This is a genomic window from Reyranella soli (genome assembly GCF_007992495.1).
Lineage (GTDB): Bacteria > Pseudomonadota > Alphaproteobacteria > Reyranellales > Reyranellaceae > Reyranella > Reyranella soli.
The window spans coordinates 24,345-49,481 of the sequence record NZ_BKAJ01000097.1 but is presented as its reverse complement, the minus strand read 5'-3'; the positions used below and the strand labels follow the sequence as shown (position 1 = coordinate 49,481).

The window sequence follows — 25,137 nt, the reverse complement described above, 5'->3', positions numbered from 1 at the left end:
GAACATGCTCCTGAACCTGTCACGGGAGCGAGCCGCAGCCGAGCGATCGGCGCGGGCCAGAAACCGACCAGGATCCGCCGCGATCGGCCGTCGCACCGTCTTGCGCGGCGCGGCAGGCATCGCCCTTGCCTCTGCGCTGCCGCTCGCCGGCCTGGCGGCAACCGCGCGGATCGCCGTTGTCGGCGCGGGATTGGCCGGCCTGACAGCTGCGCGCGACCTGCGCAAGGCTGGACTGAACCCCGATGTCTACGAAGGCAGTACCCGGATCGGCGGCCGCTGCTATTCGGCCCGCGGCATTTTCGGCGACGGCCAGGTCGCGGAACATGGTGGTGAATTCATCGATAGCGATCACAAGGAGATACGCGAGCTCGCCAAGGACCTCGGCCTCGCCCTCGATGACGTGCTGCAGGCGAAGCCCCCGAACACGCATTCGCTCTACGTCTTCAACGACAGACCCTACAATCTCGCCGACGCGACGCGCGATTGGCAGCCTCTCTACCCGATCCTGCAGGCGCAGAACGCCGCGCTCGGCGAGTACAGCTACCAGGGCGCCAACGCCGAGGCCCGTCGGTTCGACGCGATGACCATCGCGCAATGGGTCGGCGCTTATGTCCCCGGCGGTCGCGGCGGACAACTCGGACAGCTCATTGAAACCGCCTTCGCGGAGGAGAACGGAGCCGACTCCGATCAGCAGAGCGCTCTCAACGTCATCTCCGTTCTGGCCGTCGACAAGCGAAGCCACTTCAATCTCTACGGCACCGAAAGCGACCAGCGCTTTCATGTCAGCGGCGGCAATGACCAGATTGCGACCCTGCTGGCCAAGTCGCTCGGCGACAACATTCGCACGGCAGCGCCACTGGTCGCGATCACGAGCCTGCCCGACGGCAAGGTTCGCCTTAGCTTCAAGCGCGACAGCGGCGTTGGCGACGCCGTCTACGACCGCGTGATCCTGGCGCTACCCTTCTCGGTGATGCGTGTTGCGGTGGACTATAAGCAGGCCGGATTCCGCCCGCTGAAGAACCAGGCGATCGCAACGCTGCCGATGGGCGCCTCGACCAAGTTCCAGCTCCAGTTCACGCGCCGCGCCTGGACGGACGCCGGCTGCAACGGCGAGATGCGCGTGCCGTCACAGACCTTCCAGACGACCTGGGAGGTGAGCCGTGCGCAGCCGGGCACGCGGGGCATCCTCAACTTCTTCTCCGGCGGCACGCTGGCCATCAATGCCGGCAAGACCGATTCCGTCACCCTGGCTTCCACGGTGATGGGCGAAGCGGCGCCGATCACGCCGGGGCTGAGCGAGATCTGGACCGGCCTGATGATCAAGGACGCCTGGAAGAACAATCCCTGGTCGCTCGGGAGCTACAGCTATTACTCGCCAGGCTACCAGACAGCGGTTCTCGGCATCGAACGCGAGCGCGAAGGCAACTGCTTCTTCGCCGGCGAGCATACGGCCGACCAGGGCGGCTTCCTGAACTCGGGCGTCCAGACCGGCATGCGGGCAGCCAGGGAGGTGATCGCCTCCCTGCGCTAGCCTGCAGTAGAACATCTGGAGCTTGGACTGGTGCTCGGTCCCCCTGTGCTTCCTGTTGCGGTGCCGGCGCGCGCCTGATCCAATCGAGCTGACGCAAAGGAGGATCGCATGCCCCTCTCGTTCGGCCGACGTCCCTTCCTCGCGGCCTTGCCGCTCGCTCCGCTCGCGACGGGCGGCGCCCAGGCACAGGGCGATCCGCTCAAGCGGCGCGAGGCCACCTTCAAGATCAAGGACTTCCACCTCGAAAGCGGCACCGTCATGCCCGAGGTCACGATCGCCTACGAGACCTACGGCACGCTGGCACCGGACGGGCGCAACGCCGTGCTGCTGACGCACGGCTACACGTCGGGCCAGCACATGGCCGGCCGCGCCGGCGCCAACGGCGCCGAAGGCTCGTGGGACGGGCTGGTCGGGCCCGGCAAGGCGATCGACACCGATCGGCTGTTCGTCGTGTCGTCGAACATGCTGGGCTCGTCCTTCGGCTCGACCAATCCCGCCTTCGCCAATCCCGCGACCGGCAAGCCCTATGGCCCGGACTTCCCCGACATCACCTTGATCGACATCGTCAACGCCCAGAAGGCGCTGCTCGAGGGGCTCGGCGTAAAGCATCTGGTGGCGGTCGCCGGGCCGTCGTTCGGCGGCTACCAGACCTTCCAGTGGGGCGTCACCCATCCCGATTTCATGGACGGGCTGGTGGCCGTCGTCAGCGCGCCCAAGGGCTCGGGCGGCGAGGCGGCGGTGAAATCGCTGGTCGATTCTCTGGCCAAGGATCCCAACTGGAACGGCGGCCGCTACTACGACAAGGGCGGCGTGACGGGCATCCTGACCGAGATGCGCGTGGCGACGCTGAAGCGCTACGGCATCGACGAGCAGCTCGCCGCCAAGTTCCCCGACAAGGAGGCGCGCGAGGCCGAGATCAAGCGGCGCGCCGAGACCTGGTCGAAGGTGTTCGACGCCAACTCCCTGGTCGTGCTGCGCAAGGCCTCGGTGCGCTTCGATGCCGAGAAGGACATGGTGAAGATCAAGGCCAAGGTCCTCTACGTGCTGTCGCGGACCGACAAGCTGTTCCCGCCGTCGATCGCGCCCGACGTCATGGCCAAGCTCACGGCCGCCGGCGTCAGCGCCGACTATTTCGAGATCGACAGCGACTTCGGCCACTCCGCCTCGGGCCTCGACGCCGCCAAGTGGGCGCCGCGGCTCAAGACCTTCATGGCGGGGCTGGAGAAGCGGAGCTGACCCTTGAACTAGGGCTGTTTGCTGACCAATACGGCGTCTGAAAGTCGAGCGCGCCAGTAGTCCTCGATTCGTGAAACCACACCCGGATGAAGCGCGACGTAACCGACCTCGGTTGCCTGCGTTTGACCTTGTTGCAGCCCCCAGCGGAAGAAATCCACGGCTGCTCTGGTGCGAGACGCGATCCGCGGCGTTGCGTACATCAAGGCGAACGAAGTTGCCGCAATGGGATAGGCGTCTTCACCGACAGGGTCGGTAATGACGACATCGAAATCCTGTGCGCTGCTCCAGTCCGAAGCAGCCATGGCCGCTTCGAATGCCTTGACGGTGGGGACCGGATACCGTCCGGCCCTGTTCTGGACGAGCGCATACGCCAGCCCAGTCCGCCGGGCGTAGGCGAAGTCGACATAGCTAATTGAATTCCTGGTCTGCTTCACGAAGGCGGCGACGCCGTCATTGCCCCTGCCGCCAACACCCACCGGCCAGGATACCGACAAACCCTCACCAACCTTGCCGCGCCAGTCGGCGCTCACCTTGGAAAGGTAGTTGGTCAGATTGAAGGTCGTCCCCGAGGCATCGACCCTGTGAGCGACGATGATCGTTGCGGCAGGCAAGCTGATGCCCGGGTTGAGCTCGGCAATCTTCGGGTCGTTCCACCTTGTCAGCTTGCCGAGATAAATGTCGGCGAGCAGCCCGCCGGTCAGCCGGACGTCGCCCGGTTTGACGCCGTCCAGGTTGAGGACCGGAACGACGCCCCCGACGACGAGGGGAAACTGCATGAAGCCAAGCCGCTGCAGCTCGGCGGGTTTCAGCGGGGCATCGGTGGCCGCGAAGTCGACCGTACCGGACCTCAGGCTCGAGATGCCGGCGCCGGATCCAATGCGCTGATAGCTCAGGCCTTCACCGCCCTTGGCGCTGTAGTCGGTCGACCACTTGGACAGAATTGGCGCAACAAATGTCGAGCCTGCGCCTGTTATGTCGTCTGCCTGTGCTGAACTCAGTTGCAGGCAAGCGGCGACTGCGCCAACTCCAATGTACCGGAACAGGCCCATTGCAATCTCCGCGCAACAATTCGTCGTATGGGGTGTAATCTTTCCCCGCCCCCATCGATGTGACTTTCACCACACCCGGGGGCGTGGCAGCCCATGCGCGAATGGGGCAAGCCTCCTAGGAGACCGACGCTGCGTTGCCTTCCAGCCAGCGGCTCGCAGTCCTTACGGTAGAAAAAACCCGCATTGGGCGTCGAGCCGAAAGCAGGACACCAAGAATTCGCGCAAGTTCCTCGCTTTGCCGCTGCCGTTCCGACACCACTACGGCCAAAGCGCCATGCGGCCGATCATGATAGCCTCTGGCCTCCGCAACCACTGACATCACTTCAGAAAAGTCCATTGCTGGCGTCCCGGCACGCCAATCGAAAAGCTTTCGATACTCGAGAGCCCCGGCACCAATTACCGCTTCCAGATAGGCATCCACATCGGCGCGCGTGATTGCGCCCTCTGCCGTAACGGAAACCAACCGCCGTCTTGAATCGATGAAGTAGTGCATCGGCATTTGCAAAGACTACCACGAAGGCGGCCCGAGCGGGAGGGTCGCTATCGGCAATGGTCTGTGCCAGCCTGGCGCGCATCCGGCCTTACGAGCGCCCTCACCACGCGGTGAGGTCGGTGACGAGATCTTTGTCCAGGGCCAGGCTTTCCATGCCGCTGGAAAGCAGAATACCGCCTCGACTGTGGTGTCCGCTCCCGGCGATGTTCCGTTTATGGTGCAGGAAGTGACCGATTTCGTGCGCCATGACGCCGATGAACGCTTCGCCATAGTCGAACACGGGGGGATTGCCGTCGTCGACGACCACGCATACCTGCTGGTCATCCAGATACTCCCCAGCCGCCTCGGTCGCCCTTGCATCATAGTCGCCGACGAGGAAGCAGGTGATATCGGCGCCTTTCGTCTTGTGAGGGACGATATACGTTCGAAAATCATCCCGCATGATTTTGGGTCCCAGGGCCTTCTTGACCGTGAACCACGAGGCGTCGACCTGGGTGAAAAAGATGTTCGCCTGGGCGCCGAAGATCCAGTTCAGCCGGGTGAGCATCCAGGGCGCGTCCTCCGGCTTCCATCTCGTGGCCTCGATCTCCTTGTTCGATTGATCGAGCTGCCTCAGGAACCTGAACGCGATCTTGAAGTCCTTGCGCGGCAGAAGGCCGACGTCCAGCTTGACGCTTATGTTGCCGCGCGTGGCCTTGAGCTCCGGAACACCTTTACCATTGGCCGTGACCTTGTAGCCGCGCGAGAGGCTATCCGGCGGTGCGGTGGCAAACAGCGCCGTACGTAGGCGCAGCAGCTGATCGTCGCGCTCCTGGCTTTTTTTCTTCCCATAGCGATAGTTGATGTATTCCAGAGCGACGCCTTCGACGTCATCGAAGCCGACACGTTCAACCTGCAATCGACTGTCGTGCGACAGGTTGACGTCCTTGCTGTCGCGCAGGCAGACCAGGTTGAAGCCCGGCCGGGGAACGATCATGAAGTCTTGCTCGGCGTATACACCAGAATGATTCAAGTACTGAACGAAGCGCGGCATGGCTTCCTCCCAACCTCAATTCACGATGGCGTCGCGCAGGGGCCGGCGATTCAGCCAGTGACAATCTGGCCGCCGACGACCTTGGGAAAGGTATCGAAGTGCGACTTGAATTTCGCCAAACGTGGCGTGCCGACGATGGCGGCCGTTCCCACGGCGAATTCGAGGATCATCAGCGCGATCGATTCTGCATTGTGCAGCTTGAACCACTTGCCGATCGACAGGAAATGCGGCTCGAAGGCATACGCATTGTCGTCGATCTCCAGGCCCGTGCCGTCGCGCGGCCCGACGAAATGGCACATCTCATGGATCACGGTCCATTGCTTCTCGATGGGGGCGGGCTGGTTCGTGAAGATCGGTCCGAGGAAGACGGTGTGGCCCGGCGCCTTTATGTTCACACCCTTCTCGACGTAGATCTGGAACTGCTTCGTCGACAACTTGTCGCCACCGCGCACGGTCCAGGCGATGACGCCGGCGTCGGCCTTCGGATCGAACATGATGATGCTGTCTATGCCCTGCGCGCCGAACGCATTGGCGCGCGAGACCTGGAAATGGATGGCCGAAACGATCCCGAGCAACTTGCTGGCTTCGCCTGGAGTGACCTTGACCTTCGCTGTCTCGAAATGCTTGTTCAGCCAGGCCATGGTTGTCGGCGTCTGATGCAGCAGCTTGAAGCGCAGCGACATCAACGAGCGCTCGAGGTCCTTCAGGATCTGCTTTCCTTCCGCCACCATTTGCGCACCAGTCTGGGGCGTCTTCGGCGCCGTCGAGGGAGAGCCGGCGGCCTGTCCCGGCCGACCGTCGAGGCCGAGGCGGCCGGGGGGAACGGAGGCCGAGTCGCAAATGAGCGTCGTCAGTGCCTTGATTGTCGGCCCATGCGGATCGATGCGCCCATCCGGCCGGCTCAGGACCTTCGCCTGAAACTTGTCGATCGCCGCCTGCGTCTTCGGGCCGATGAGTCCGTCTTCGGCCAGCAGAACCGCCGGCCCGCCCTCTTCCGGCGGCGTCGAATTCAGGAAAGCCTGCACAAGCTGGACATCAGCCTTCTTGTTGGTTCCGCCTTTTCCGACTGAACCGACGATCGGCTTGTCGGTCGCGTCGTTGCTGCAGAAGAAGCACTTCCTGTGTGATGAATGTGCGACCAGCGACATTGCCATCTCTCCCCAATCAAAAGGCTGCGGAACAGGCGACGTACGAGCATGCAATCATAAGCACGGCAGGCCTCGGCGCCAGAAGAGACCCGCTTGCTCGTCTTGAGTCGCAAGACCTCTAGAAGCGGCCTTGGATGCCGCCGGCAAACGAACCCTTGAGGTCAATCTGCGGTCGCGATTCTGCGGACTGGCTCGTCCAGTCAATCGTGCCCCTGAAGTCGCCCTGCACGAACAGGCCGAGCTGGGGCACCGTTGCCCCGGGCTTGTCGACCAGCTTCAGGACGTAGCGGGCATTCGCGGCACCGCCCACCGCGAACTGTATGGGCGGGCCGATCGACTTGAGATCAAACACCGGCTTGACGCCCCACTGGAAGCCAAAGCTCATGGGCGAAACCGGGTCGAGCTCGAGAGGCCCGACTTTCTGGACGGGTCTCGGCACGGCGCCAATGATCGTCCCACGGAAAGGAAACGACTGCGGCAGGTGATCGAGGAGCCGCATGATCTCGTTGAAGCTGCGCGTCGCCGGATCGATCGGATCATTCCGAACCGGCACCGTCGTAAGGAAGCTCACCGTCTGGCCCGCCGGTGTCAGCACCGGAATGCGGGAGAGCGAGTCGGGGGGAAGGAAAAATGGCGTCACGACTGGGGGCGTCAGCGGCGGCAACGTCAATGGCGGGATCAGACGTGGCGGCTGGATGCCGCGCGGAGACCCGCTGACGGTCGATCCCTGTTGAGGGACCAGAGCGAGCGCGATCGGCAGCTGCTCCTCCTCGAACAACTTGGCCATCGTCCGCGGCCCGACGATTCCATCCGCCGTCAGCTGGTTTGCCTTCTGAAACTCGACCACACGTGCGCGGGTCCGCGGCCCGAAGTCGCCATCTACCGCCAAAGGCTCAAGGCGGCGGATGTGGAAGTTCAGCACGTCCTGAATGGCACGGACGTCCTCGCCCTTGCAGCCCTGTTTGACCAACCGGCCCATCAGATCCTCCGTTCAAGGCCACCTCGTCCTCCCCAACCTTGGAGAGCCGGAAGCCGCTCGTTAGACCTCCACGATCTTTGCGTGGTGCGCGCGTGCTGGAAAGAGACCACGCGCATGGGCTGCTCGTGCCGAGGTGCTTCACATGGCGCGGTCGCGCCACGATATCGCAGCCGCTATTGTGGCGGGCTTTCCGCGTCGTAGATGTGATTTACCGCACATCAGCGAAGGAAGGCTGGCATCGGCTGACTGGAAGCTACGAGCGCGCAAAGGCGAGAAGCGGCCCCATGTCATGGTTGTCTGCTGCTCTCAGCGCCACGATGTAACGGCGGCGCAGCTCACTGGTATCGGCAAGCCTGCCGCCTCCCCAGGTGAAGGAAATTCCGCCCAGCCGCTCGATCAGGAGATCGGCCATCAGCCGCGAGTGGCGGCCGTTGCCGTTCGGAAACGGATGGATCGCCACCAGCCGGTGATGGAAACGCACGGCGATCTCATCCGGCGGATAAGTCCCGTTCCCTACCCAATAGCTCACATCACTGAGCAACTGCGCCACGTCCGGGCCAATGCGGTAGGCATCGACTCCGACATTGCGCGCCGTGGTGCGGTAAGTTCCCGCCCACTTCCAGACATCACCGAACATTCGCTTGTGCAACATGATGACGAAGTCAGCGGTCAACATGCCGGCCGGATCGCGGCTGCGCCGCCCGCGCGCCCAAGCCGCTCCGGCAATGATGTTCTCTTCCTCGGCGATGTTGAGATCGCCGCGGTTCGTAATCCAGCTTTGCCGGAGTTGTTCCCGCTCCTCGGCCTCGAGCGGCGTTGCATCCTCAGGCTCCTGGAAGAGATCCGTCATTTCTCATTCCAGAGGTCGCGGTCATTGAGCACTGTGCGGATGTAGGACTCGATCCGCTTCTCGGTCGAGGTGTCGCCCGTCTCCTGGGCTTCCAGCTTCATGGTGTGGGCGACGCGCCCAAGTTCGCGTATTGCGATTTTGCGGGCGCGTTCATTCACGGCCTCTTCCAGCGATTTCTTGGGGACCAGGACGTAGACGAGCGTGCAGTCGAGCGCCTCGGCAGCGCGCCGCAACGAGCTGATCTGGATCGACCCCGACACTTCGGATTTCTCAAGAGCTTCGACAGTCTGCGGCCGCACCTTCATGCGGGCAGCCAGTTGGACGCCCGTCATCCCGAGCGCGTCGCGGATCGCGCGGATCCAGCCTTTGGGCGGCGGCGCAAACCGGTCTTCTGGCTTGAGGGCCACAAGCCGCTCGTCGATCCTTTGTCGCGCCAGTTGTTTTAGTTCTTTTTTCATATCATAACCTGATTTTAACTATTTGTAATCAGTCTATAATGTGATTTATAAAACGACAATATCAGTCTATGGCCTGAGTCTCGTGGAGACAAACCAGCCTATGGTCTGATAATTCAAGCAAGGGCGCCGCGGCTCGAGGCCTTCAGAGGGACTGGAGAAGCGCAGCTAGCCTTTGACCGCCCCGGCGGTCAGGCCGGACGACATGTACTTGCGGAAGGCGTAGTAGATCGCGGCGGGCGGCAGGGCGTAGATGAAGCCCGCCGTCATCAGCAGCTCCCAGGGCGAATCGTCGGCCGACAGGAAGTTGCCCAGCGCCACTGGCAAGGTGATCGCCGTCTCGCGCGACAGCAGCAGGAAGGCGTAGAGATATTCGTTCCACGCCAGCAGGAGCGCATAGGTGCCGACGGCGATCAGCGACGGCACCATCAGCGGGATGTAGATCAGGCGGAAAAGCTGGAACGGCGAGGCGCCGTCGATCAGGGCGGCCTCGTCGAGCTCGACCGGCAGCTTGTCCGACGCCTGGCGCAGGATCCAGATGGCGTAGGGCGAGGCCACCGTCACCATCGCCAGAACCAGCGCCCAGTCGTTGTTGAGCAGGCCGTACATGCCCATGGTCTTGTACATCGGCACGGCGAGGAAGGCCGCCGGGATGAAATAGGTGAACAGCGCCAGGTTCATCACCAGGCGCCCGCCCTTCATGCGCAGCCGGCTGATGGCGAAGGCGGCGGCGCTGGCGATCAGCAAGGTCAGTACCGCCGTGCCGGCCGAGATCACCAGCGAATTGAACATCTGCAGCCAGAACTTGTAGAGGAAGTGGTGCTTCTGGCCGAACACGATCTCGAAGTTGCGCAGCGTCGGGTTGGTCGGCCAGAGCTGGCCCGAAAACGCCGCGTCCTTGGGCGAAATCGCGAACAGGAACATGTGGTAGATCGGGATCAGGGTCCACAGCAGGACCGGGATGCCGACCAGCAGCAGCGCGGCCTCTGTGCTGACGCCGCGCATGAGCCCGCGCATCCTCATTTGGACCTGCTCCTCATTTTGAGAGGCGCTTCATCATGAAGAACACCAGCGGCAGGATCAGCGGCAAGGCGCACACGATCGAAGCCATCGCGAGCCCGACCTGGTCGAGCCGGAGATAGCGGATTCCCAGCGTTGCCAGCACATGGGTGAGATCGGCCGGCCCGCCTCCCGTCAGCAGGTAGACGCTGTTGAAGTCGCCGACCGTGAAGATCATCGAGAGCAGCGTGCAGGTCACGTACAGCGTGCTGATCGACGGCCAGGTGATGAAGCGGAAGCGGTGCCAGGCGCCGGCGCCGTCAACTGAGGCTGCTTCGTAGAGCTCGTGCGGGATGGCGAGACGGCCGGCCAGCAGGATCAAGGTCCAGAACGGCAGCGACTTCCAGATGTGGACGGCCATGGAGAGCGACAGCGCCAAGGTCGGGTCGTTCAGCCAGTTGGGGCCGTCTTCACCGGTCAGCTTGAAGATCAGCGTGTTGATCACGCCCCATTCGGGATTGAGCATGAAGCGGATCGAAAGGATGGTCGGGATCGAGGGCACCGCCCAGGGCAGCACGAACAGCACCGCCAGCACCTTCACCCACCAGCGCTTCTGGGCGAAGAACCCCGAGAGGAACAGCGCCATCATCATCTTGATGTTGATGGCCACGATCAGGAACACCAGCGTGTTGACGACCGTGCGCAGGAAGATCGGGTCGTCGGCCAACTCGACGTAGAGATGCGGGCTGCGCGCCAGCCAGAAGGCGTAGCCCACCGGAAAGACGACGAAGCCCAGGAACACCGCAATGTAGGGCGCGGTGAACAGCAGGCCCCAGACCTGCCTCTGCGACAGGGCAAGGCCGGCCCGCCCCGCCCCTGGCCTTGGCTTGGGGCGGGCCGCTTCGTCGATCGTCGTCGTTGCCGTCACTACGCGTTACCCTATACGCGGACCTGGGTGAGGTAGGATCAGCCCGCCACCTGCTTGATACGGGCGATCAGCTCGTCGACCGCCTTTTCGACCGAGACCTTCTCGTTGACCACGCGATTCATCGCCTTGGCCCAGACGTTCTCGTTGTTCAGGATGGTGAACTTGTAGTTCTTGGTGAACTCGAACGGCGTCGTGCCGGCCTTGAACTGGTCGTACACCGCCTTGCGATGCTTGTCGGCCTGCCAGAACGGGCTCTCCTGGCTCGCCTTGGTCACCGGGAACCAGCGGCCGAGCGCGCCTTCGACGTAGGGGCGGAGGTTGTCCTCCTCGAGCATGAAGGCCAGGAACTCACGGGCCCGCTTCTTGTTCTTGGAGCCGGCAAAGATCACGCCGACCTTCACCGCGGTGCGATAGACCATCGGCGAGCCGTCCGGCTTCTTGGGGAAGCCCGCGGTGGCGATCAGCTCATCGTAGGCCTTGCGGCCGGCGGCGCGCTGTTCGGGCGTGAGCGTCTCGTTGTTGGCATCGTCCAGCCACTTGGCGGCGATCGAGATCGTGTAGTTGTGCGTCATCGCGGTCGTCTTGTTGTGGAAGGCGACGTTGTTGTCGGGGTCCTTCCAGGTCGTCGACGACGGCGGCGAGCAGCCCTTGGTGTAGACGTCGGTGTAGTCCTTGAGCGCCTTGATCAGGCCTTCGCGGACCTTGGGGTCGTCGACCAGGAGCTTGCCCGAATCGTCGACCAGCTTGACGTTGTAGGCGTCGACCCAGCTCAGGAACGACTGGAACGAGTCGGTCGATTCCACGCCCATCGGGCTGCCGATGCCGTAGATGCGCTGGCCGGTGGCCTTGCGTAGCGCGGGCTGCACCTTGTCACACCAGAACGACCAGTATGCGGTCCAGTCGCCCGGGATGTCGCTTTCCTTGAAGCCGGCCTGGGCCAGCATGTCCTTCCAGTACTGGATGTGCAGCGTCTGCTGCTTCAACGCGAAGCCGTAGTAGGCCTTCTTCTTGGCGACGTCGTTCCACAGGAACGCGGTCTCGATGGTGACCGGCGCGAAGCGGTCCTTCATCGGGCCAATGACGTCGGAAATATCCTCGAGCTTGCCGTCGAACGCCCACTTGCCGGCGGTCTGCACGTCATAGGTGTCGGAGTAGGCAATGTCCGGCGGCGTGCCGGCGTCGAGCGCGGCCACCGACTTGGCGTTCATGTCCTGGACCGCGTACTGCGAAAGCTCGACCTTGACCCCGGTCTTGGCCTCGAACTTCTTGATGGCGGCGTAGAGCGCCTCGTCCTCGGACTTGTAGAAGCCCTTGACCCACCACACGGTGAGCGTTTCCTGGGCGAAGCTGGGGGCGGCAGCCAGGGCGACACTAATTGCAGCGGCTGCAGCCAATACGCGGCGTCTCATTGTTCCCTCTTACTTACGTTGTTGCCAATCCTCTCCGGGCGGCAGGCGCGAACGGATATCAGCCCGTTGCATGGGAGTCGAGAAAAGTCATCTCCGACCATGGTCGGAGACGGCACAACCCCGAGACGAACAAGCATACTCAGTGCATTGAGGATCGACCGTACAGTGGAATAGAGTGTCGCGATCGAGGGAGAAGAGTGTTTGGCGAAATCGCCGGTGCCCCCAAACGAGCTTTCGGATGTCGAACTGGTCGACAATGTCCTGCGGGGCGCCCCGGGTGCTATCGACGCGTTCTACCACCGTCATAGCCGCCTGATTTATCACTGCATCCGATCCCGGACGGGGAGTCAGGATGTCGACGACATCTTCCAGGCCTTCTTCGAGCGCCTGCTGAAGAGTGGCTTCCGCGCCCTGCAGCTCTGGCAGCGCGGCAGTTCCCTGCCGGTCTATCTTTCCAGCGTGATCCGCAATTTCGTGACCGACTTCCACCGCTCGAAGCGCCTGCGGGAAGAAGCGGTCGGCGGCACGATGGAGCTCGAGCCGCTCTCCGGCGCGGCGGCCGAGACGATCACCGCGACCACGCACCTTAAGGAGCTGAGGCATATCGGCATCCGTGCCTGGGCCGTGCTCGAGGCCAGGGACCGCCGGCTCGTCTGCGACCGGCTGCATCGCGACCTCGACAACGAGACCATCGCCAACCGCCTGAAACTCTCGATGGGAACGCTGCGGACCGCGATGTCCCGGGCGCAGGCGCGCTATCTCGCCCAGGTGCGGCAGCTGGCGCCGGAATTCTTTCCGGACCGGGCGTAACGACATGGCGACCGGGTCCGTCCTGTTGATTGATGGTAGGATCAAACCATGAACGCTCGCCCGCCCGACGGAAGCGACGAACCGGAGGCCGTTGACCAGGTGATGCTGGCCGTCCTGTCAAATCGCGGGCGCGACGCCACCGTGCTGTCGGCAGACCAGGAGCGTCTGCTCGACGACTGGGTGGCGGGCCGCCTTGCGCCGGATGACGCCGAGCGCGCGGCCGCCCTTGTCAGGCAGAATAGGCTGGCAGCCGAGCGCGTTCTCGAATTGCGGTTGCAGGCCGCCACCCGCGAGAGTCCGCCGGTTCCCGAACAGCTCACCGCACAGATCCTCAAAGCGAACGCGCCACCAAAGGCATCAACACGAGGCGCCTGGTGGCGGTCGCTCGGCCGCTGGCAGTTGACCGGCATCGCCGGGGCGGCGGCCTTGGCGTCGATCCTGGTCGTCGCCGGCCTGCCGGCGCTGCAGCAGCTGATGAGCGGCGGCGGGCCGTTACAGGTGGCGATGGTGACGATCAACGATCGCAGCCCGCTGTTCGAAGCGTCGGACATTCGTATGAGAGGAACACAACCGCAACAAGGCGATCCTGCCGAGCAACGTTTCCGCGACATCGAGGTGCCTACAGCAATTCTCAGGTATTTGCTGGCGAAGGCTGCCGCTGGTGGTGCCGCACCCGAGCTCGAACCCTACCTGCCAAAATCCTCGGATGCCGGCGACCAGCCTGCGCGTGTCATCATCGATGCTGCGCTGAAAGAAAAGCTGGAGGCTAGCGACGGGCGTCCGCAAATGATGGTGCGCCTCTACGACCTGAAGGACCCACGGACTGCCAATATCCGCGAAATATCTGGCCCTCTGCCAAACGGTGAGCGTCAGTACTTACTGACGGTCAAACCATGATGGCCCAGACAACAGTCGTGTTGGGCCGTTGCCTGAGCATTATTGCCATTCTTCTGTGTCTCAACGTTGCTCTTTCGCAAGCAGCCTCGGCTCAAGGCGAAAAGCTGCCAACAACACAGAGAAATATCATTCCAGACGTGTTGGCTGGCCGGAATGTCGACGCGGTGGAGAAGGTGAAGCGCGCCTTGGAGAGTGCGCCGCCTTCCAACCGTCAGGACTTCTTCCAGCTGGCCATTCGAACTTGCATCGCGCTGGATGACTTGGAATGCGCCACTTACCTCGGCAATCGTGATTTCCTTGCCACCTTGACGCCAAGCAGCATGCGGCCATCGACGGCCGGACACGCCTTTTTGCTGTGGTCGTACATCCAGATGGCGACGGGAAATCATCAAGCAACCGAGCACAAATTCGAGCGCGACTTTCCCATCGAACTCGCAAATCCGCTTGTAAGTCCAGTTCTCTTCGCCGACTTGCAGCTCCTTGCAGCGCGACGGTCGCGACTTGTCCTCGACTTCGAAAGCTCCCGCGACCACGTCGAAAAAGCGCTGGCAGCCACCTTGTCATTGGTGGATGAGGGATTTGATGCAGCGCGCCTTATCGTCCGCATCTCCAATCAACTCCTGGAAAACTATGATGTCGAGCGGGCACTGCGGCTGGTCGCTGCGGCGACGCCGCTCCTCGTGAAAATTCCACCAGACAGCTTCCTGGCGTACGAATTCGGGCAACTGACGGTCACTCTGCTGCGCTACCGCAAGGACTTTGTTGGTGCGGCGGACGGCCTTCGGCACGTTCTTTCGGCGTTGGATCGGCTTCAGCTCAAACCGGAGCTGAAAACCTATCTCATGGCCTATACTTACAACGAGTTGCTGGCTTCGGAAGTGCTACGCGGCGACCTCCCTGCCGCCCGCGATCTACTGCAGTCGCATCCTCTGATGACCGGCAAGCCTGGCATTATTGCGCGCGGCTATTTCGCAAACGCGATCGAATTCAACTTTGCCCTGGCGGAGGAACTCGTCCGCCTAGCTCTGCAGGACACCTCAGACACCGGATGGGGCGACCTCATGACGATGGCGCCGCGCTGGACAGCAGATGTCGAGAGAATCCAGGACATCCGGGTGTTCGGCCAGGCCGCCGTAGGACTTCGTCTCCTCAGAATGGGTCGAAGAGACGACGCCCTCCGACATTTTGTCGAAGCCGGCAAGGCGCGACTGGCAGTCCTGATGGATCACTACCAAAGGTCGACGTATTCAGCACCACTGCCCCATTGGGCCGATCAACTGCTCCTGGAGTTCGCCGTTGCCGCCACGGTCTCCCCCGGCCAGTCGCCGGACCATGACTTGCTTCTGCAAGCAAACATCGTTCTCAGCCGCTCCCTCGAGACAAGCCCGGACGACGTTTTGACAAGTCAGGCCGTTCAGGATTCGGATGATAAAAAACGCATAGTCCAAAGCTTGCGCACGATCGGCTATCAGCAGGCAGCCTGGGAGAAGGCAAAGGTCTCGGCGCTCATCGGCCGCCTGTCGTCTACCGTCAACTCTAGTGATGTCTGGCAGGAGCGGACGGATGTCCTTTTCAACGCCGACGCGTTCGCGACGGCGCATAAGCGCATGCGCGACGTCCTTGCAGGCAAGGACGGAAACGTCGGTGTTGCCTCCATCATGAACCTGGCGACGTTGAAGCAGTCGTTGCTCCCTGATGAAGCCCTCATCTTCTACGTCCCAATGCTGAACGCGGTCGCCAAGATGTGCATTCGGATGGACAAGTTCGTCGTATCAACGCAGGAGACTGACCAGACTGTCGTTGCAGATGCCCGCATTCTCAGAGCCGCGTTGACGGCAGCCCATCCGCCATCAGTCGAAGCAGACAGCCAGTTTCCAGCAGCCGGCGCCGTTCGGCTGTACAGGATACTGTTCGGCGGACTGGACGAATGCCTGCATTCGAGCCGACGAATCTATCACATTGCGCCAAGTGGTCCGCTGGGGCAGGTACCACCGGCCGCTCTACTCAGCGAACTGCCCCCGACGATGGGGTCCGGCTTTAATCTCCGCGCCGCACGCTGGCTGATCCGCACACACTCCTTTGTCAAGACAAGCTCTATTGGTGCCTTCATCGCAGCAAAGAGACTCTCCCGCGCCAAAGGCGCCACGCTCGATTATCTCGGCGTTGGCGATCCAACCCTCGAATCTCGCAACGTGGCGGGAACGCCGTCGGCGACCCTTGCAATTCGAGGAAGCCTTCCGGTCCAGTCCGGTGCTCTAACATCATTGCCGGAACTGCCGGAGACATCGGAGGAACTACGGTCGGTTGCGCGACTGTTCGATGCAGCGAAAGTGCGGATCCTTCTACGGGAGACCGCGGGTGAAGAAGAGTTCCGTTTGCAGCCGCTGTCGGAATTCGACGTCCTGCACTTCGCTACGCATGGTCTGGTGAGGGAAGAACTGCCGGGCGTGAAGGAGCCAGCCCTGGTGCTCACACCGAACCCACGAGGCGACGCCTTCAGTGATGGACTGTTGACGAGTTCTCAAATCGCCGCGCTACCATTGCGAGCGCGCCTGGTCGTCTTGTCCGCTTGTAATTCGGCAAGATACGACCCCTCCATCATCGATAGTGGCATTCAGGGCCTCGCCACATCATTTGCTGTTGCGGGCGTTCCAACGATGATTGCCTCACTATGGCCCATCGAAAGCTCGCTCACGCGCGATCTCATCACTGCTACATTCCGCGCGGCCCGCAGCGACAATAACGTTGCGATCGCCGATTCGCTTGCCGTAGCGGTGCGCAAGCACTTGGATGGCCCGACAGCCAAGCCGCTGTTGCATCCGCGCTTCTGGGCGGCACTAGCCGTACTCGGCGACGGCTCTATGAGACTCGATACGCCAAGTCGAGAAAGTCGCGATCTCGGCGCCTTTGCTAAGGTGAATCCTTCGGCAGACGAGGAGATATTGTTCGCCGGAGCACTGAATGGCGACTTTGTCAGCTCGGCGTTCGGTGAATGGAATGGCAAGAGATCACCATCGCTTGTACGCCGGCAAACCATTGATGGCACCGCCAAATGGGAGGTAAAGGATCCCGACATTGGCGTTGGCCCGGTGGCCGCGACAAACCAGACGATCTATGTCGGTGGGTACCTATCACCTTCGCCAGCTGACCCCGGGTACAGCGTACCGATACTCCGCGGGCTAACAACCGATGGAACGGTTTTGTGGTCGCGCAGACTGACCAACTCTGCAAAGACCGACAAGGTAGCGGCTTTGGCTGTCGCATCCGATCAAACGGCGCTTGCGCTCGTTGGACCAAGTCTTGGTGAGCGCACAGGAGCAGAGTACCGTTTGACCAGAGTCGACTTCAATGGCTCGGAGACCAAGCGTATGCCAATCGCGCTTGTTGGTGATGGTCTATCATCGCTTTCCAGCGCCGTCTATGTCGACAAGACGCTGGGTGGTCTGACGATCATCAACCGAGATCCACTTCCGACTGACAAGCCAGATGTGCCAAGTGGCCTGGGTCTGCCTAGATTTTGTTTTGAGGGAGACGCCGCCGAAGTTGTCTTCTTTGACGTCGCCGAACTCAAAGAAGCAAAGCGCCTGCGGATAGATCGCTTCAAAGCAAGAGGATCGGTCGCGACAGCCGATGGCTGGCTTGTGGTTGGAACCTTGAGAGATGTTTGTTGGCTGGAAACTCGAGCTGCCGCGTATCTCTTGAAAAGCGACGGCTTTGTGCAACTACTTTGGCGGGACGCTTCCCCGTTCGAGAGCTATGCAACAGCTGTGCAGCAAGTCGGGGACGCTTACGAGATCGTCGGCCATATCAAGCGTTCGGTCGCGATCCGCGAAGAACGAAGTCATTTCACCATGCCCGATTTCAGCACCAAGCGCTGGGGTAACGAAGGCTACACATCGGACGAAGTCTTTTCCGTGCGCCTGTCCAAAGCCGGTCGGGAGCTACACAGGGACTTTGTCGGAGCGGGCCTTCCCATCATGCCCATGGGAATGGCCGCCACGCACGATCGCAGTGTCATTTTCGGATCGATCGGATCGAGACCACTCTGGCTCAGTCGCTAATCAACCCGTGACCTTCTTGATGCTCCTACGATCGAGAAACGCCCGCAGCAACGACGCACACAGCCCGGCATGGGAATAGGGGAGGCCGTGGCGCGACCGGCCGATCACGTTGAGCTCCGCAGCGGGCAGCAGCCGATGCAGCTCCGCCATGATTGGCACCGGGATGAAAGGGCTGCCGTCGGGGTGCAGCAATAGCGTCGGGCAGATGATGTCCTTCAATCGCGGCGAAAGGTCGGTGCCGATCAGTACGCGCAGGGCATTGAGGATCGACTCGCGCGGCCAATTCTCCTGCTGCGCGGCGAACCAGCTGCGCTGTTCAGGCGACAACGCATCGTCGTGGAAGCGATCCCGCAGGAAGGCGTCGGACCACGCCTTCACCCCGCCCTCGTCGAGCTGGCGGCGCCAGGCTTCGACGCGCTGGATCGACGCGCCGAGATGAGCCCCGTTGCTGACCGTGAGCGTGGCTATGCGTTCGGGCTGCGCCAGTGCGGCGGCCAGCGCCACCGTGCCGCCGATCGACTCGCCGACCAGATGAAAGCGCGGTAGGCCGGCGGCATCCGCCACGGCGAACAGGTCTTCGACCATGAGATCGAGCGACCAGGCGAAGTCAGGCCCCGGGATGTGCGAGCGGCCGTAGCCGCGCATGTCGAAGCTCACCAGCCGATGGGCATCGGCCAGCGCCGGGAACCAACCGGCCCACATTTCCGCGCTGGCGCCGATCCCGTGGTGGAACAGGATCGCTTCACGCGGCTGATGCCAGGGCGCGACCTGATCGGCGATCTCGTAGTGCAGGCTGCCCTGTCGGGTCGTTGCGATCGGCATGGCCTAGTCGGCGCGTATGCCGGCCGCCTGGATGACCTCCGCCCACTTCTTGCGGTCGGCGGCAATCGTGGCCTTGAGCTCGGCTGGCGAGCCGATGACGTTGTCCATGCCGTTGTCGACGAAGCGCTTTTGCATGTCGGGCTTGGCGACGGCAGCGCGCAGAGCCTTGTTCCAGACGTCGACGATGTCGGCCGGCGTGCCCTTCGAGCCAAACACGGCGAACCAATTCACCACCTCGAATCCGGGCAGGAACTGCGAGATCAGCGGCAGGTTGGGGAACATCGGCGAGACCCGTGGCGAGCCGAAGGCGATGGGGATCAATCCGCCGCCGCCGATCTGGCCCAGGAACTCCGGCATGTTGCCGAACATCATGTCGCAATTGCCCGCCACCATGTCCTGGATGGCGGGCGCGCCGCCGCGATAGGGAACATGCAGCAGGTTCACGCCGGCCAGCTTCTTGAACAGCTCACCCGCGAGATGCTGCGAGGTGCCGTTGCCGGCCGACGCGTAGGTGAGCTTGCCGGGGTTCTTCTTCGCCTCCTCGATCAGCTCCGGCACGATCCGGATCTTCATGTGCTTGCCGAACACCAGCATGTTGTACACGCCGGCGATATTGGCGATCGGCGTCAAGTCGGTGTCGACATTGATCGGCAGCTTCTGCCCCGGCATGACGGGCGACACGCACATCGCGGCCATCGCCGCGAGGCCGATCGTCCGCCCGTCCGGTACGGCGTTGGCGACAGCCTCATTGGCGATGAAGCCCGAGGCGCCGGTCTTGGTTTCGACAATCACGTTCTGACCGATTTCGGGCTTCAATGCGTCGGCCAGGATACGGCACAGCAGATCGGCGGTGCCGCCGGGGGCGAAGCCGCAAAAGAAGCGCACGTCGCCGCCAATCTTGGCCTGCGCCCAGGCTGGCGTGCCGGCAAGGCCAAGCGCGGCGGCGCTGCCCGCCGCCAAAACAGTCCTGCGTTTCATTTTGTTTCCTCCCAAAAGCGCGGTGAGCCTAGCATACTCTGCGCATGATCAAGCTTCGTCGCCGCGCCGCGCTCAGCGGCCTTGCCGCTCTGCCGCTGGCCCATGCAAATGTCCGTGCTCAGACGGTAGATTTTCCCGATCGGCCGCTGCGCCTCGTCGTCGGCTTTCCACCGGGTGGGCCGAACGATCTTTTAGCGCGCATCGTGGCGCCCGGCATCGGCGAACGGTTGAAGCGCTCCGTCGTCGTCGAGAATCGCGCCGGCGCCAACGGCGAGATCGCCGCGGCCTCCGTCGCCAAGTCGCCAACCGACGGCAGCGTCATCATGCTGGCGTCGAACGGCTCGACCACCATAGCGCCGGCGCTCAACCCGAACATGACGTACGATATCCGAACCGATTTTGCTGCCGTCGCACCGATCGGCATCAATCCCATGCTGCTGGTGGTGCGCAACGACCTGCCCGCGAAGAACGTGGCTGAACTGCTGGCGCTGGCGCGCGCCCAGCCCGGCAAGCTCAACGGCGCATCGGCCGGCGCCGGTGGCGCCACGCATCTGGCGCTGGAGCTATTCAAGTCGATGGGCAAGGCCGACATCGTGCACGTGCCCTACAAGGGCGGCGGACCGGCCATGGCCGACCTGATGGCGGGCCTGGTCGATATCTATTTCGGCGGCCTGTCGACGGCGTTGCCACACGTCAAGGCCGGCAAGATGCGCGCGCTGGGGCAGACCTCGCTCGCCCGCTCGGCGGCGGCGCCCGATATTGCGACCATCGCCGAATCCGGCCTGCCGGGCTACGAGGCGGCGATCTCCTACGGCATCTTCCTGCCGGCCGGTGCCTCGCCGGCTTTGGTCGAGCGTCTGCACGCCGCAGTGGATGCGACGGTGCGCTCTCCCGACGTGGCGCAAAAGTTTACCGACCTCGGGGCCGATCCCCAATTCGGCACGCCGAAGGAGTTCGCGGGCTACGTGGCCGACGATCTCGCAAAGTGGGCCCGCCTCGCCAAGCAGGCGGGCCTCAAGTCAGAATGACAAAGGACGCGAGTTCGCGTCCTTTGTCATCCTGAGCGCAGCGAAGGATCTTTTCGTTACCAGAAAGATGTTTCGCTTCGCTCAACATGACAGCTTCGCTGTCACTTAACTGACGAGTAGTTCGTCGGAGTCAGGAACTGATTCGAGACGTTGGCGACGATGGGCCCGTCCTTCTCGGTCTCGGCGCGCTTGGCCAGCCACTCGGGATCGGCCTGGAAGGCGTTCCACTTCTTCTCGCGATCGGCCAACGATTCCCAGGCCAGCAGATAATGGAGTTCCTGGTTGGACTCGCCTATCAGCGTGGTCCAGAAGCCGGCCTGCTTGATGCCGTGCTTCTCCCAGATCTTCAGGGTGATGTTGGCGAAACGGTTGTTGAGCGCCGGCAGACGGCCGGGCACGCACTTGTAGACACGCAGTTCGTAGATCATTTCCTTCCCCTTCTAAAAGCTACCGTCAAATCGCGGCACGAAGCCGCTTCCCTTGTGATCAATGTGGCAGGTGAATGGTGCCCCGAAATGGCAGGGCATCAGACGCGCGGCTGAGCCGGCGCAATGCTCCAGCGCCGCGCGCCGGCTCTTGCGTGCACCGATGGCTTCGGCGCAGGCGAAGCTGTTCCACTCCGGATGATAGACTTGCAACGCATGATGCAGGATGTCGCCGCAGAACAACGCCTTCTCGCCGCGCGATTCGAACTTGATGGCGATGGTACCGGGTGTGTGGCCGGGCGCAGGCTCGACCTCGAGGTTCTCGTCGAGCCGAGCCGCCCCGTCGACCAGTTGCGATAGCCCAGCTTCGACGACCGGCAGCACCGAATCGCGGAATGAACCGGCATTGGCCGGCGTCGTCTTGGGATCGGTGTCGACCTTGAGGTAGTGATCGTAGTCGGCGCGGCTGAACACGTATTTCGCGTTCTTGAAGGTCGGCACCCATTTGCCGTTCTCGAGCCTGGTGTTCCAGCCGACGTGATCGACATGAAGATGGGTGCACATCACCATGTCGACCTGGTCGGGCTCGACGCCGGCCGCCTTCAGCCGCGCCAGGTAGGGCGTCTCCATCAAGTGCCATTTGGGCCGGTGCGGCCGTGACTTGTGGTTGCCGACGCAGGTGTCGATCAGGATGCGCTTGCCGCCGACCGTCAGCAGCCAGCTATGGACGCTGAGCTTCAGGAAGCCCGAGGGCTCGTCGTAGTGGTTGGGCAGCAGCCAATCGCGATGCTCTTGCACCACGCCGGGCTGCCAGTCGGGAAAGAACATCTTGGCGTCGAAGTTGGGCTCGTAGGACTCCTCGATGCGCTGCACCGTGGCGCCGCCCAGCTTCACTTCCGTCATGCTTTTCCTCCCACCCGGGCGAGGAACTTAGCGTCGCCGGATGGGCTTCGGAAAGGCCGCCGTTTCGTCGGCTAAAACAGCCTGGTCGCCATCTTGACGGCGCGGCCACGGCCGCCGATCGCCGACACCACGCCCACGGCAGAACCGAACAGCAGCAATGCACCGAGCCGAAATCCCATGTCGTTCGAATCGATGCTGCCCGGCGCCAGGACGGCCAGGGCGATGGTGGCCGAGAACAGAGTCGCCACCATTACCAGGTTGCCGAGCAAGCCCATCAGCCCGGCGTAGAGCGTCGACCGCGCCCGACGTCCCGCCGCCAGGCCGATGAAAATCCGCTCCGATCGTGAGATAGTACAAAGCCGCCGCCACGGTGACGCTCTCCGATCGTTGGACCGATCGAAAGGATACGCCGCTTCGGCGGCCGATCACGGCATGCGTTGTATCAATTGAAGGGTCGGCAGCCGCCGAGGCAGGAGCCAGGTCAGAACGGCAGGCGCCGCGCCTCGACCTTTTCCAGATGGCGGTGTTCAAGGACGGCAATGGCGGCGCTGCCAAGCGGCACCACCATCAGCAGTACGATGAAATGGATACCGAGCATCCAGCCGTCGAACATCCCGGGGACAACCGCACCGATGGCGACCGTCGTGATGAAGAACAGGACGGCGAAGGCGAGACCGCAGACCCCACCCATCAAAGCAGCCGCCAAGGTCGTCGACGTCATGGAGCGGCCGACGTAGTAGCTGAGGGCGAAAGCGACGCCAGCGGCAACGATGGCGGTGATGCTTTCCATAACGGGGCACTCCTCCAATACGCTCTCGACTGCGAGAAATCAGAGTTCGACTCTGTGCTTGGAATGCTAGTTTGAGCCAATTGCACAACCTGGGAACCCACGAAAAACGCATGTCTGATCACCCCTCCACATGGATTTCCGCATCGGAACTCACAACACTTTACGCCCGCAAGGTGCTTTCCCCGGTTGACCTCATCGATGCGATGGTAGAGCGCGCATCGCGACTGCAACCTTCTCTCAATGCTTTTGTCCTGATCGATGGAGACGGTGCGCGGGCGGCGGCGAAGGACTCGGAGGCACGCTGGCTCAAGGGCCAGCCCCTGTCCGCACTCGATGGCGTCCCAACCACGATCAAGGATACGACACCGGTCAAAGGATGGCCCACCCGCTACGGCTCGCATGCCACGGACGAGACGGCCGCCGGCGAGAACGCGCCGATCGTCGACCGCTTCCAAGCCGCGGGCCTCATCCTCCTTGGCAAGACGACAACCCCCGAGTTCGGCTGGAAGGCCCTGACCGATTCGCCGCTGCAGGGCACCACGCGCAATCCGTGGAACCTGAAGCACTCGCCGGGCGGCTCGTCGGGCGGCGCTTCGGCACTGACGGCCGCGGGCATAAACCCGTTCAATCATGGCAATGACGGCGGCGGCTCGATCCGCATCCCTGCGGCTCATACCGGCCTGGTCGGGCTGAAGCCGAGTTACGGCCGCATCGCCCAATACCCCGCCGACGCGCCGTTCGCCGATGTGATCAGCCAGGGTGTGCTGGCGCGTTCCGTGCTCGACACGGCGCTCGCGCTCAACACAACGGCCGGGCCCGATCCGCGCGACTGGCGCTCGCTACCCGCCGATCGCCGCGACTACACAGTCGGCCTCGACGACGGCGTACGCGGCTGGCGGATCGGCTTGAGCCTCGATTTCGGCCACGTCAAAGCCGATGCGGAGGTGCGCGAGCTGGTCGCGGAGGCGGCCCGCCATTTCGAGGCGCTCGGCGCGCATGTCGAGGATGTCGGCCCACTGATCGAGCCGCTGCAGAACAGCTTCGAGCCGCTGTGGATCGGCAGCTTCGCCACCCGCCTGCGCCAGATCCCGACCCAACTCCATGGCAAGCTCGACCCGGGCTTCCGCGCCGCTGCCGAAAAGGGCCTGGCCATCACCCTGGCCGACTACGCGCGGTCCTACGAAGCCAAGTCGAAGCTCGCCCGCGATCTCGCCCTCTGGCATCGCAAGTACGATCTCTTGCTGGCGCCGGTCACGCCGACTGCCGCGCCGCCGGTCGAGACCCTCTACAACTCCGACGCCTTCCCGCGATGGACCAAGGGCGCCCCCTACACCCTGCCCTGCAATCTCACCGGCCAGCCGGCGGCGTCGATGCCTGCCGGCCTCACCAAGGCCGGCCTTCCCGTCGGCATCCAGCTCATCGGGCCGCCGCGCGCCGACCATCTCGTGCTGCGCGCCATGCGGGCGTACGAGGGCTCCTGCGGCTGGACCTGGCCGCAGCAGAGGGTCGTGGAGACGCTGACGGCGCTCTGACCGCCGACCCCACGCGCTTGTGAATTGGGCAGTGGCCGCGCCTCGGCCACTGTTCACTCCCTATGAATAACGCATGGGAGGTATGGATGCGCAGAGAGATCAAGGTGGCCGCGCTGGCCATGACCACGGCGGCCTTGGCGTTCACCGGCGGCTCGCAGGCCCAGCAACCGCCGCCGCAATTTCCCGACATGACGTTCTTCATCACCAGCGTCGGCGGATCGCAAGGCGCCAACTTCGGCGGCCTCGAGGGCGCCGACCGCCATTGCCAGGCGCTGGCCACCAAGGCCGGCGCCGGCAGCAAGACCTGGCGTGCCTATCTCAGCACCCAGGCCGTCGGCGGCGCCACCGCCGTCAACGCCAAGGACCGCATCGGCAAGGGCCCTTGGACCAACGCCAAGGGCGTCGTCATCGCGACCAGCGTCGAGGACCTGCACTCGCCCAACAACAAGATCACCGCCGAGACCAACGTTGCCGAGACCGGCCGCCTGATCCCGAGCCGGTTCTACACGGTCAACCAGCACGACATCCTGACCGGCTCGCAGGCCGATGGGACCGCGTTCCCGCCGGACAAGGATATGACCTGCGGCAACTGGACCAAGAGCGGCGAAGGCAATGCCATGGTCGGGCATGCCGACCGCATGGGCCTGCGCGACGACGACGCGTCGAAGTCGTGGAACGCCTCGCACCCGTCGCGGGCATGCGATGCCGCGTCCCTGGTCGCAACGGGCGGTGCTGGCCTGCTTTACTGCTTCGCCGCCAACTGACGCTGAGGCCGGCGCCC

Annotated in this window: 24 protein-coding genes; 8 read left to right on the top strand and 16 right to left on the bottom strand. The window is 63.1% G+C overall.

All coding sequences use genetic code 11. The features are described from left to right. The first annotated feature begins 100 nt into the window (after nt 1–100). Together RSO01_RS27260 and RSO01_RS27255 are read left to right on the top strand one after the other, a co-directional pair. A complete protein-coding gene (locus RSO01_RS27260) occupies nt 101–1,531 on the top strand; it encodes a flavin monoamine oxidase family protein (RefSeq protein WP_170303394.1) in 1,431 nt (476 codons plus the stop codon). Between the two features lie 108 nt (nt 1,532–1,639). Then, nucleotides 1,640–2,767, top strand: coding sequence for a homoserine O-acetyltransferase family protein (locus RSO01_RS27255; protein WP_147153402.1), 1,128 nt, complete (start codon nt 1,640–1,642; stop codon nt 2,765–2,767). Between the two features lie 8 nt (nt 2,768–2,775). On the opposite strand, the gene pstS is transcribed toward RSO01_RS27255, so the two are convergent. From pstS to RSO01_RS27205, 10 genes are all read right to left on the bottom strand, one after another. Further along, entirely contained in the window at nt 2,776–3,816 is a 1,041-nt protein-coding gene (gene pstS, locus RSO01_RS27250) for a phosphate ABC transporter substrate-binding protein PstS (protein ID WP_147153400.1), read from the bottom strand. A 115-nt stretch (nt 3,817–3,931) separates the two neighbouring features. Further along, nucleotides 3,932–4,315, bottom strand: coding sequence for a hypothetical protein (locus RSO01_RS27245; RefSeq protein ID WP_147153398.1), 384 nt, complete (start codon nt 4,313–4,315; stop codon nt 3,932–3,934). Nucleotides 4,316–4,409: 94 nt separating this feature from the next. Continuing rightward, nucleotides 4,410–5,342, bottom strand: a complete 933-nt coding sequence (locus tag RSO01_RS27240) for a hypothetical protein (RefSeq protein WP_170303393.1) — start codon at nt 5,340–5,342, stop codon at nt 4,410–4,412. A gap of 50 nt (nt 5,343–5,392) precedes the next feature. Beyond that, nucleotides 5,393–6,490, bottom strand: coding sequence for a peptidoglycan-binding domain-containing protein (locus RSO01_RS27235; protein WP_147153396.1), 1,098 nt, complete (start codon nt 6,488–6,490; stop codon nt 5,393–5,395). A gap of 118 nt (nt 6,491–6,608) precedes the next feature. Next, nucleotides 6,609–7,469 carry a peptidoglycan-binding domain-containing protein gene (locus tag RSO01_RS27230; RefSeq protein ID WP_147153394.1) on the bottom strand — a complete coding sequence of 287 codons (861 nt, stop codon included), beginning with the start codon at nt 7,467–7,469 and terminating at the stop codon, nt 6,609–6,611. 253 nt (nt 7,470–7,722) lie between these two features. After that, nucleotides 7,723–8,319 (bottom strand): mobile mystery protein B, encoded by a 597-nt coding sequence (locus RSO01_RS27225; protein WP_147153391.1) that lies wholly within the window; start codon nt 8,317–8,319, stop codon nt 7,723–7,725. Next, nucleotides 8,316–8,777 carry a mobile mystery protein A gene (locus tag RSO01_RS27220; RefSeq protein WP_147153389.1) on the bottom strand — a complete coding sequence of 154 codons (462 nt, stop codon included), beginning with the start codon at nt 8,775–8,777 and terminating at the stop codon, nt 8,316–8,318. Before RSO01_RS27220 ends, RSO01_RS27225 begins: the two co-directional genes overlap by 4 nt. A gap of 165 nt (nt 8,778–8,942) precedes the next feature. Beyond that, nucleotides 8,943–9,791, bottom strand: a complete 849-nt coding sequence (locus RSO01_RS27215; RefSeq protein WP_373867953.1) for a carbohydrate ABC transporter permease — start codon at nt 9,789–9,791, stop codon at nt 8,943–8,945. Between the two features lie 19 nt (nt 9,792–9,810). Continuing rightward, complete coding sequence (locus tag RSO01_RS27210; RefSeq protein WP_246158851.1) at nt 9,811–10,701, bottom strand: carbohydrate ABC transporter permease; 891 nt, start codon at nt 10,699–10,701, stop codon at nt 9,811–9,813. A gap of 38 nt (nt 10,702–10,739) precedes the next feature. Next, complete coding sequence (locus RSO01_RS27205) at nt 10,740–12,110, bottom strand: ABC transporter substrate-binding protein (protein ID WP_147153385.1); 1,371 nt, start codon at nt 12,108–12,110, stop codon at nt 10,740–10,742. 201 nt (nt 12,111–12,311) lie between these two features. Between RSO01_RS27205 and RSO01_RS27200 the strand changes: the two genes are divergently transcribed. The 3 genes from RSO01_RS27200 to RSO01_RS27190 are packed head-to-tail and all read left to right on the top strand — an operon-like array spanning nt 12,312 to nt 17,878. Beyond that, nucleotides 12,312–12,920 carry an RNA polymerase sigma factor gene (locus RSO01_RS27200; protein WP_170303392.1) on the top strand — a complete coding sequence of 203 codons (609 nt, stop codon included), beginning with the start codon at nt 12,312–12,314 and terminating at the stop codon, nt 12,918–12,920. A 48-nt stretch (nt 12,921–12,968) separates the two neighbouring features. Beyond that, the gene (locus RSO01_RS27195) at nt 12,969–13,817 is read left to right on the top strand and encodes a hypothetical protein (protein WP_147153382.1); all 849 of its coding nucleotides are present in this window, start codon (nt 12,969–12,971) and stop codon (nt 13,815–13,817) included. Beyond that, a complete protein-coding gene (locus RSO01_RS27190; RefSeq protein WP_147153380.1) occupies nt 13,814–17,878 on the top strand; it encodes a CHAT domain-containing protein in 4,065 nt (1,354 codons plus the stop codon). Before RSO01_RS27195 ends, RSO01_RS27190 begins: the two co-directional genes overlap by 4 nt. Here the strand turns inward: RSO01_RS27190 and RSO01_RS27185 are convergent, their stop codons facing one another. Together RSO01_RS27185 and RSO01_RS27180 are read right to left on the bottom strand one after the other, a co-directional pair. Beyond that, nucleotides 17,879–18,700 carry an alpha/beta fold hydrolase gene (locus RSO01_RS27185; protein ID WP_147153378.1) on the bottom strand — a complete coding sequence of 274 codons (822 nt, stop codon included), beginning with the start codon at nt 18,698–18,700 and terminating at the stop codon, nt 17,879–17,881. 3 nt (nt 18,701–18,703) lie between these two features. Next, entirely contained in the window at nt 18,704–19,678 is a 975-nt protein-coding gene (locus RSO01_RS27180) for a Bug family tripartite tricarboxylate transporter substrate binding protein (RefSeq protein WP_147153376.1), read from the bottom strand. Nucleotides 19,679–19,722: 44 nt separating this feature from the next. Here RSO01_RS27180 and RSO01_RS27175 point away from each other — a divergent pair, with 44 nt between their 5' ends. Further along, complete coding sequence (locus RSO01_RS27175) at nt 19,723–20,706, top strand: Bug family tripartite tricarboxylate transporter substrate binding protein (RefSeq protein ID WP_147153374.1); 984 nt, start codon at nt 19,723–19,725, stop codon at nt 20,704–20,706. Nucleotides 20,707–20,807: 101 nt separating this feature from the next. Here RSO01_RS27175 and RSO01_RS27170 read toward each other — a convergent pair whose 3' ends face one another. The 4 genes from RSO01_RS27170 to RSO01_RS27155 form a co-directional block, all read right to left on the bottom strand. Next, nucleotides 20,808–21,134, bottom strand: a complete 327-nt coding sequence (locus RSO01_RS27170; protein ID WP_147153372.1) for an NIPSNAP family protein — start codon at nt 21,132–21,134, stop codon at nt 20,808–20,810. A gap of 12 nt (nt 21,135–21,146) precedes the next feature. Next, on the bottom strand, nt 21,147–22,034 hold the full coding sequence (locus tag RSO01_RS27165; protein WP_147153370.1) for an MBL fold metallo-hydrolase: 888 nt from the start codon (nt 22,032–22,034) through the stop codon (nt 21,147–21,149). Nucleotides 22,035–22,105: 71 nt separating this feature from the next. Then, nucleotides 22,106–22,309, bottom strand: a complete 204-nt coding sequence (locus RSO01_RS27160; protein ID WP_147153368.1) for a hypothetical protein — start codon at nt 22,307–22,309, stop codon at nt 22,106–22,108. A gap of 206 nt (nt 22,310–22,515) precedes the next feature. After that, on the bottom strand, nt 22,516–22,824 hold the full coding sequence (locus RSO01_RS27155) for a hypothetical protein (RefSeq protein ID WP_147153366.1): 309 nt from the start codon (nt 22,822–22,824) through the stop codon (nt 22,516–22,518). Nucleotides 22,825–22,934: 110 nt separating this feature from the next. Here RSO01_RS27155 and RSO01_RS27150 point away from each other — a divergent pair, with 110 nt between their 5' ends. Beyond that, on the top strand, nt 22,935–24,356 hold the full coding sequence (locus RSO01_RS27150; protein WP_147153364.1) for an amidase family protein: 1,422 nt from the start codon (nt 22,935–22,937) through the stop codon (nt 24,354–24,356). 86 nt (nt 24,357–24,442) lie between these two features. Beyond that, on the top strand, nt 24,443–25,120 hold the full coding sequence (locus RSO01_RS27145) for a hypothetical protein (RefSeq protein ID WP_147153362.1): 678 nt from the start codon (nt 24,443–24,445) through the stop codon (nt 25,118–25,120). Nucleotides 25,121–25,137 lie beyond the last annotated feature (17 nt).

What these genes read in the sequence shown, in the direction of transcription:
- RSO01_RS27255 (WP_147153402.1), top strand. Translation starts at nt 1,640, where the DNA reads ATGCCCCTCTCGTTCGGCCGACGTCCCTTCCTCGCGGCCTTGCCGCTC.
- pstS (WP_147153400.1), bottom strand. Translation starts at nt 3,816, where the DNA reads ATGGGCCTGTTCCGGTACATTGGAGTTGGCGCAGTCGCCGCTTGCCTG.
- RSO01_RS27245 (WP_147153398.1), bottom strand. Translation starts at nt 4,315, where the DNA reads ATGCCGATGCACTACTTCATCGATTCAAGACGGCGGTTGGTTTCCGTT.
- RSO01_RS27240 (WP_170303393.1), bottom strand. Translation starts at nt 5,342, where the DNA reads ATGCCGCGCTTCGTTCAGTACTTGAATCATTCTGGTGTATACGCCGAG.
- RSO01_RS27235 (WP_147153396.1), bottom strand. Translation starts at nt 6,490, where the DNA reads ATGTCGCTGGTCGCACATTCATCACACAGGAAGTGCTTCTTCTGCAGC.
- RSO01_RS27230 (WP_147153394.1), bottom strand. Translation starts at nt 7,469, where the DNA reads ATGGGCCGGTTGGTCAAACAGGGCTGCAAGGGCGAGGACGTCCGTGCC.
- RSO01_RS27225 (WP_147153391.1), bottom strand. Translation starts at nt 8,319, where the DNA reads ATGACGGATCTCTTCCAGGAGCCTGAGGATGCAACGCCGCTCGAGGCC.
- RSO01_RS27220 (WP_147153389.1), bottom strand. Translation starts at nt 8,777, where the DNA reads ATGAAAAAAGAACTAAAACAACTGGCGCGACAAAGGATCGACGAGCGG.
- RSO01_RS27215 (WP_373867953.1), bottom strand. Translation starts at nt 9,791, where the DNA reads ATGCGCGGGCTCATGCGCGGCGTCAGCACAGAGGCCGCGCTGCTGCTG.
- RSO01_RS27205 (WP_147153385.1), bottom strand. Translation starts at nt 12,110, where the DNA reads ATGAGACGCCGCGTATTGGCTGCAGCCGCTGCAATTAGTGTCGCCCTG.
- RSO01_RS27195 (WP_147153382.1), top strand. Translation starts at nt 12,969, where the DNA reads ATGAACGCTCGCCCGCCCGACGGAAGCGACGAACCGGAGGCCGTTGAC.
- RSO01_RS27190 (WP_147153380.1), top strand. Translation starts at nt 13,814, where the DNA reads ATGATGGCCCAGACAACAGTCGTGTTGGGCCGTTGCCTGAGCATTATT.
- RSO01_RS27185 (WP_147153378.1), bottom strand. Translation starts at nt 18,700, where the DNA reads ATGCCGATCGCAACGACCCGACAGGGCAGCCTGCACTACGAGATCGCC.
- RSO01_RS27180 (WP_147153376.1), bottom strand. Translation starts at nt 19,678, where the DNA reads ATGAAACGCAGGACTGTTTTGGCGGCGGGCAGCGCCGCCGCGCTTGGC.
- RSO01_RS27175 (WP_147153374.1), top strand. Translation starts at nt 19,723, where the DNA reads ATGATCAAGCTTCGTCGCCGCGCCGCGCTCAGCGGCCTTGCCGCTCTG.
- RSO01_RS27170 (WP_147153372.1), bottom strand. Translation starts at nt 21,134, where the DNA reads ATGATCTACGAACTGCGTGTCTACAAGTGCGTGCCCGGCCGTCTGCCG.
- RSO01_RS27165 (WP_147153370.1), bottom strand. Translation starts at nt 22,034, where the DNA reads ATGACGGAAGTGAAGCTGGGCGGCGCCACGGTGCAGCGCATCGAGGAG.
- RSO01_RS27160 (WP_147153368.1), bottom strand. Translation starts at nt 22,309, where the DNA reads ATGGGCTTGCTCGGCAACCTGGTAATGGTGGCGACTCTGTTCTCGGCC.
- RSO01_RS27155 (WP_147153366.1), bottom strand. Translation starts at nt 22,824, where the DNA reads ATGGAAAGCATCACCGCCATCGTTGCCGCTGGCGTCGCTTTCGCCCTC.
- RSO01_RS27150 (WP_147153364.1), top strand. Translation starts at nt 22,935, where the DNA reads ATGTCTGATCACCCCTCCACATGGATTTCCGCATCGGAACTCACAACA.
- RSO01_RS27145 (WP_147153362.1), top strand. Translation starts at nt 24,443, where the DNA reads ATGCGCAGAGAGATCAAGGTGGCCGCGCTGGCCATGACCACGGCGGCC.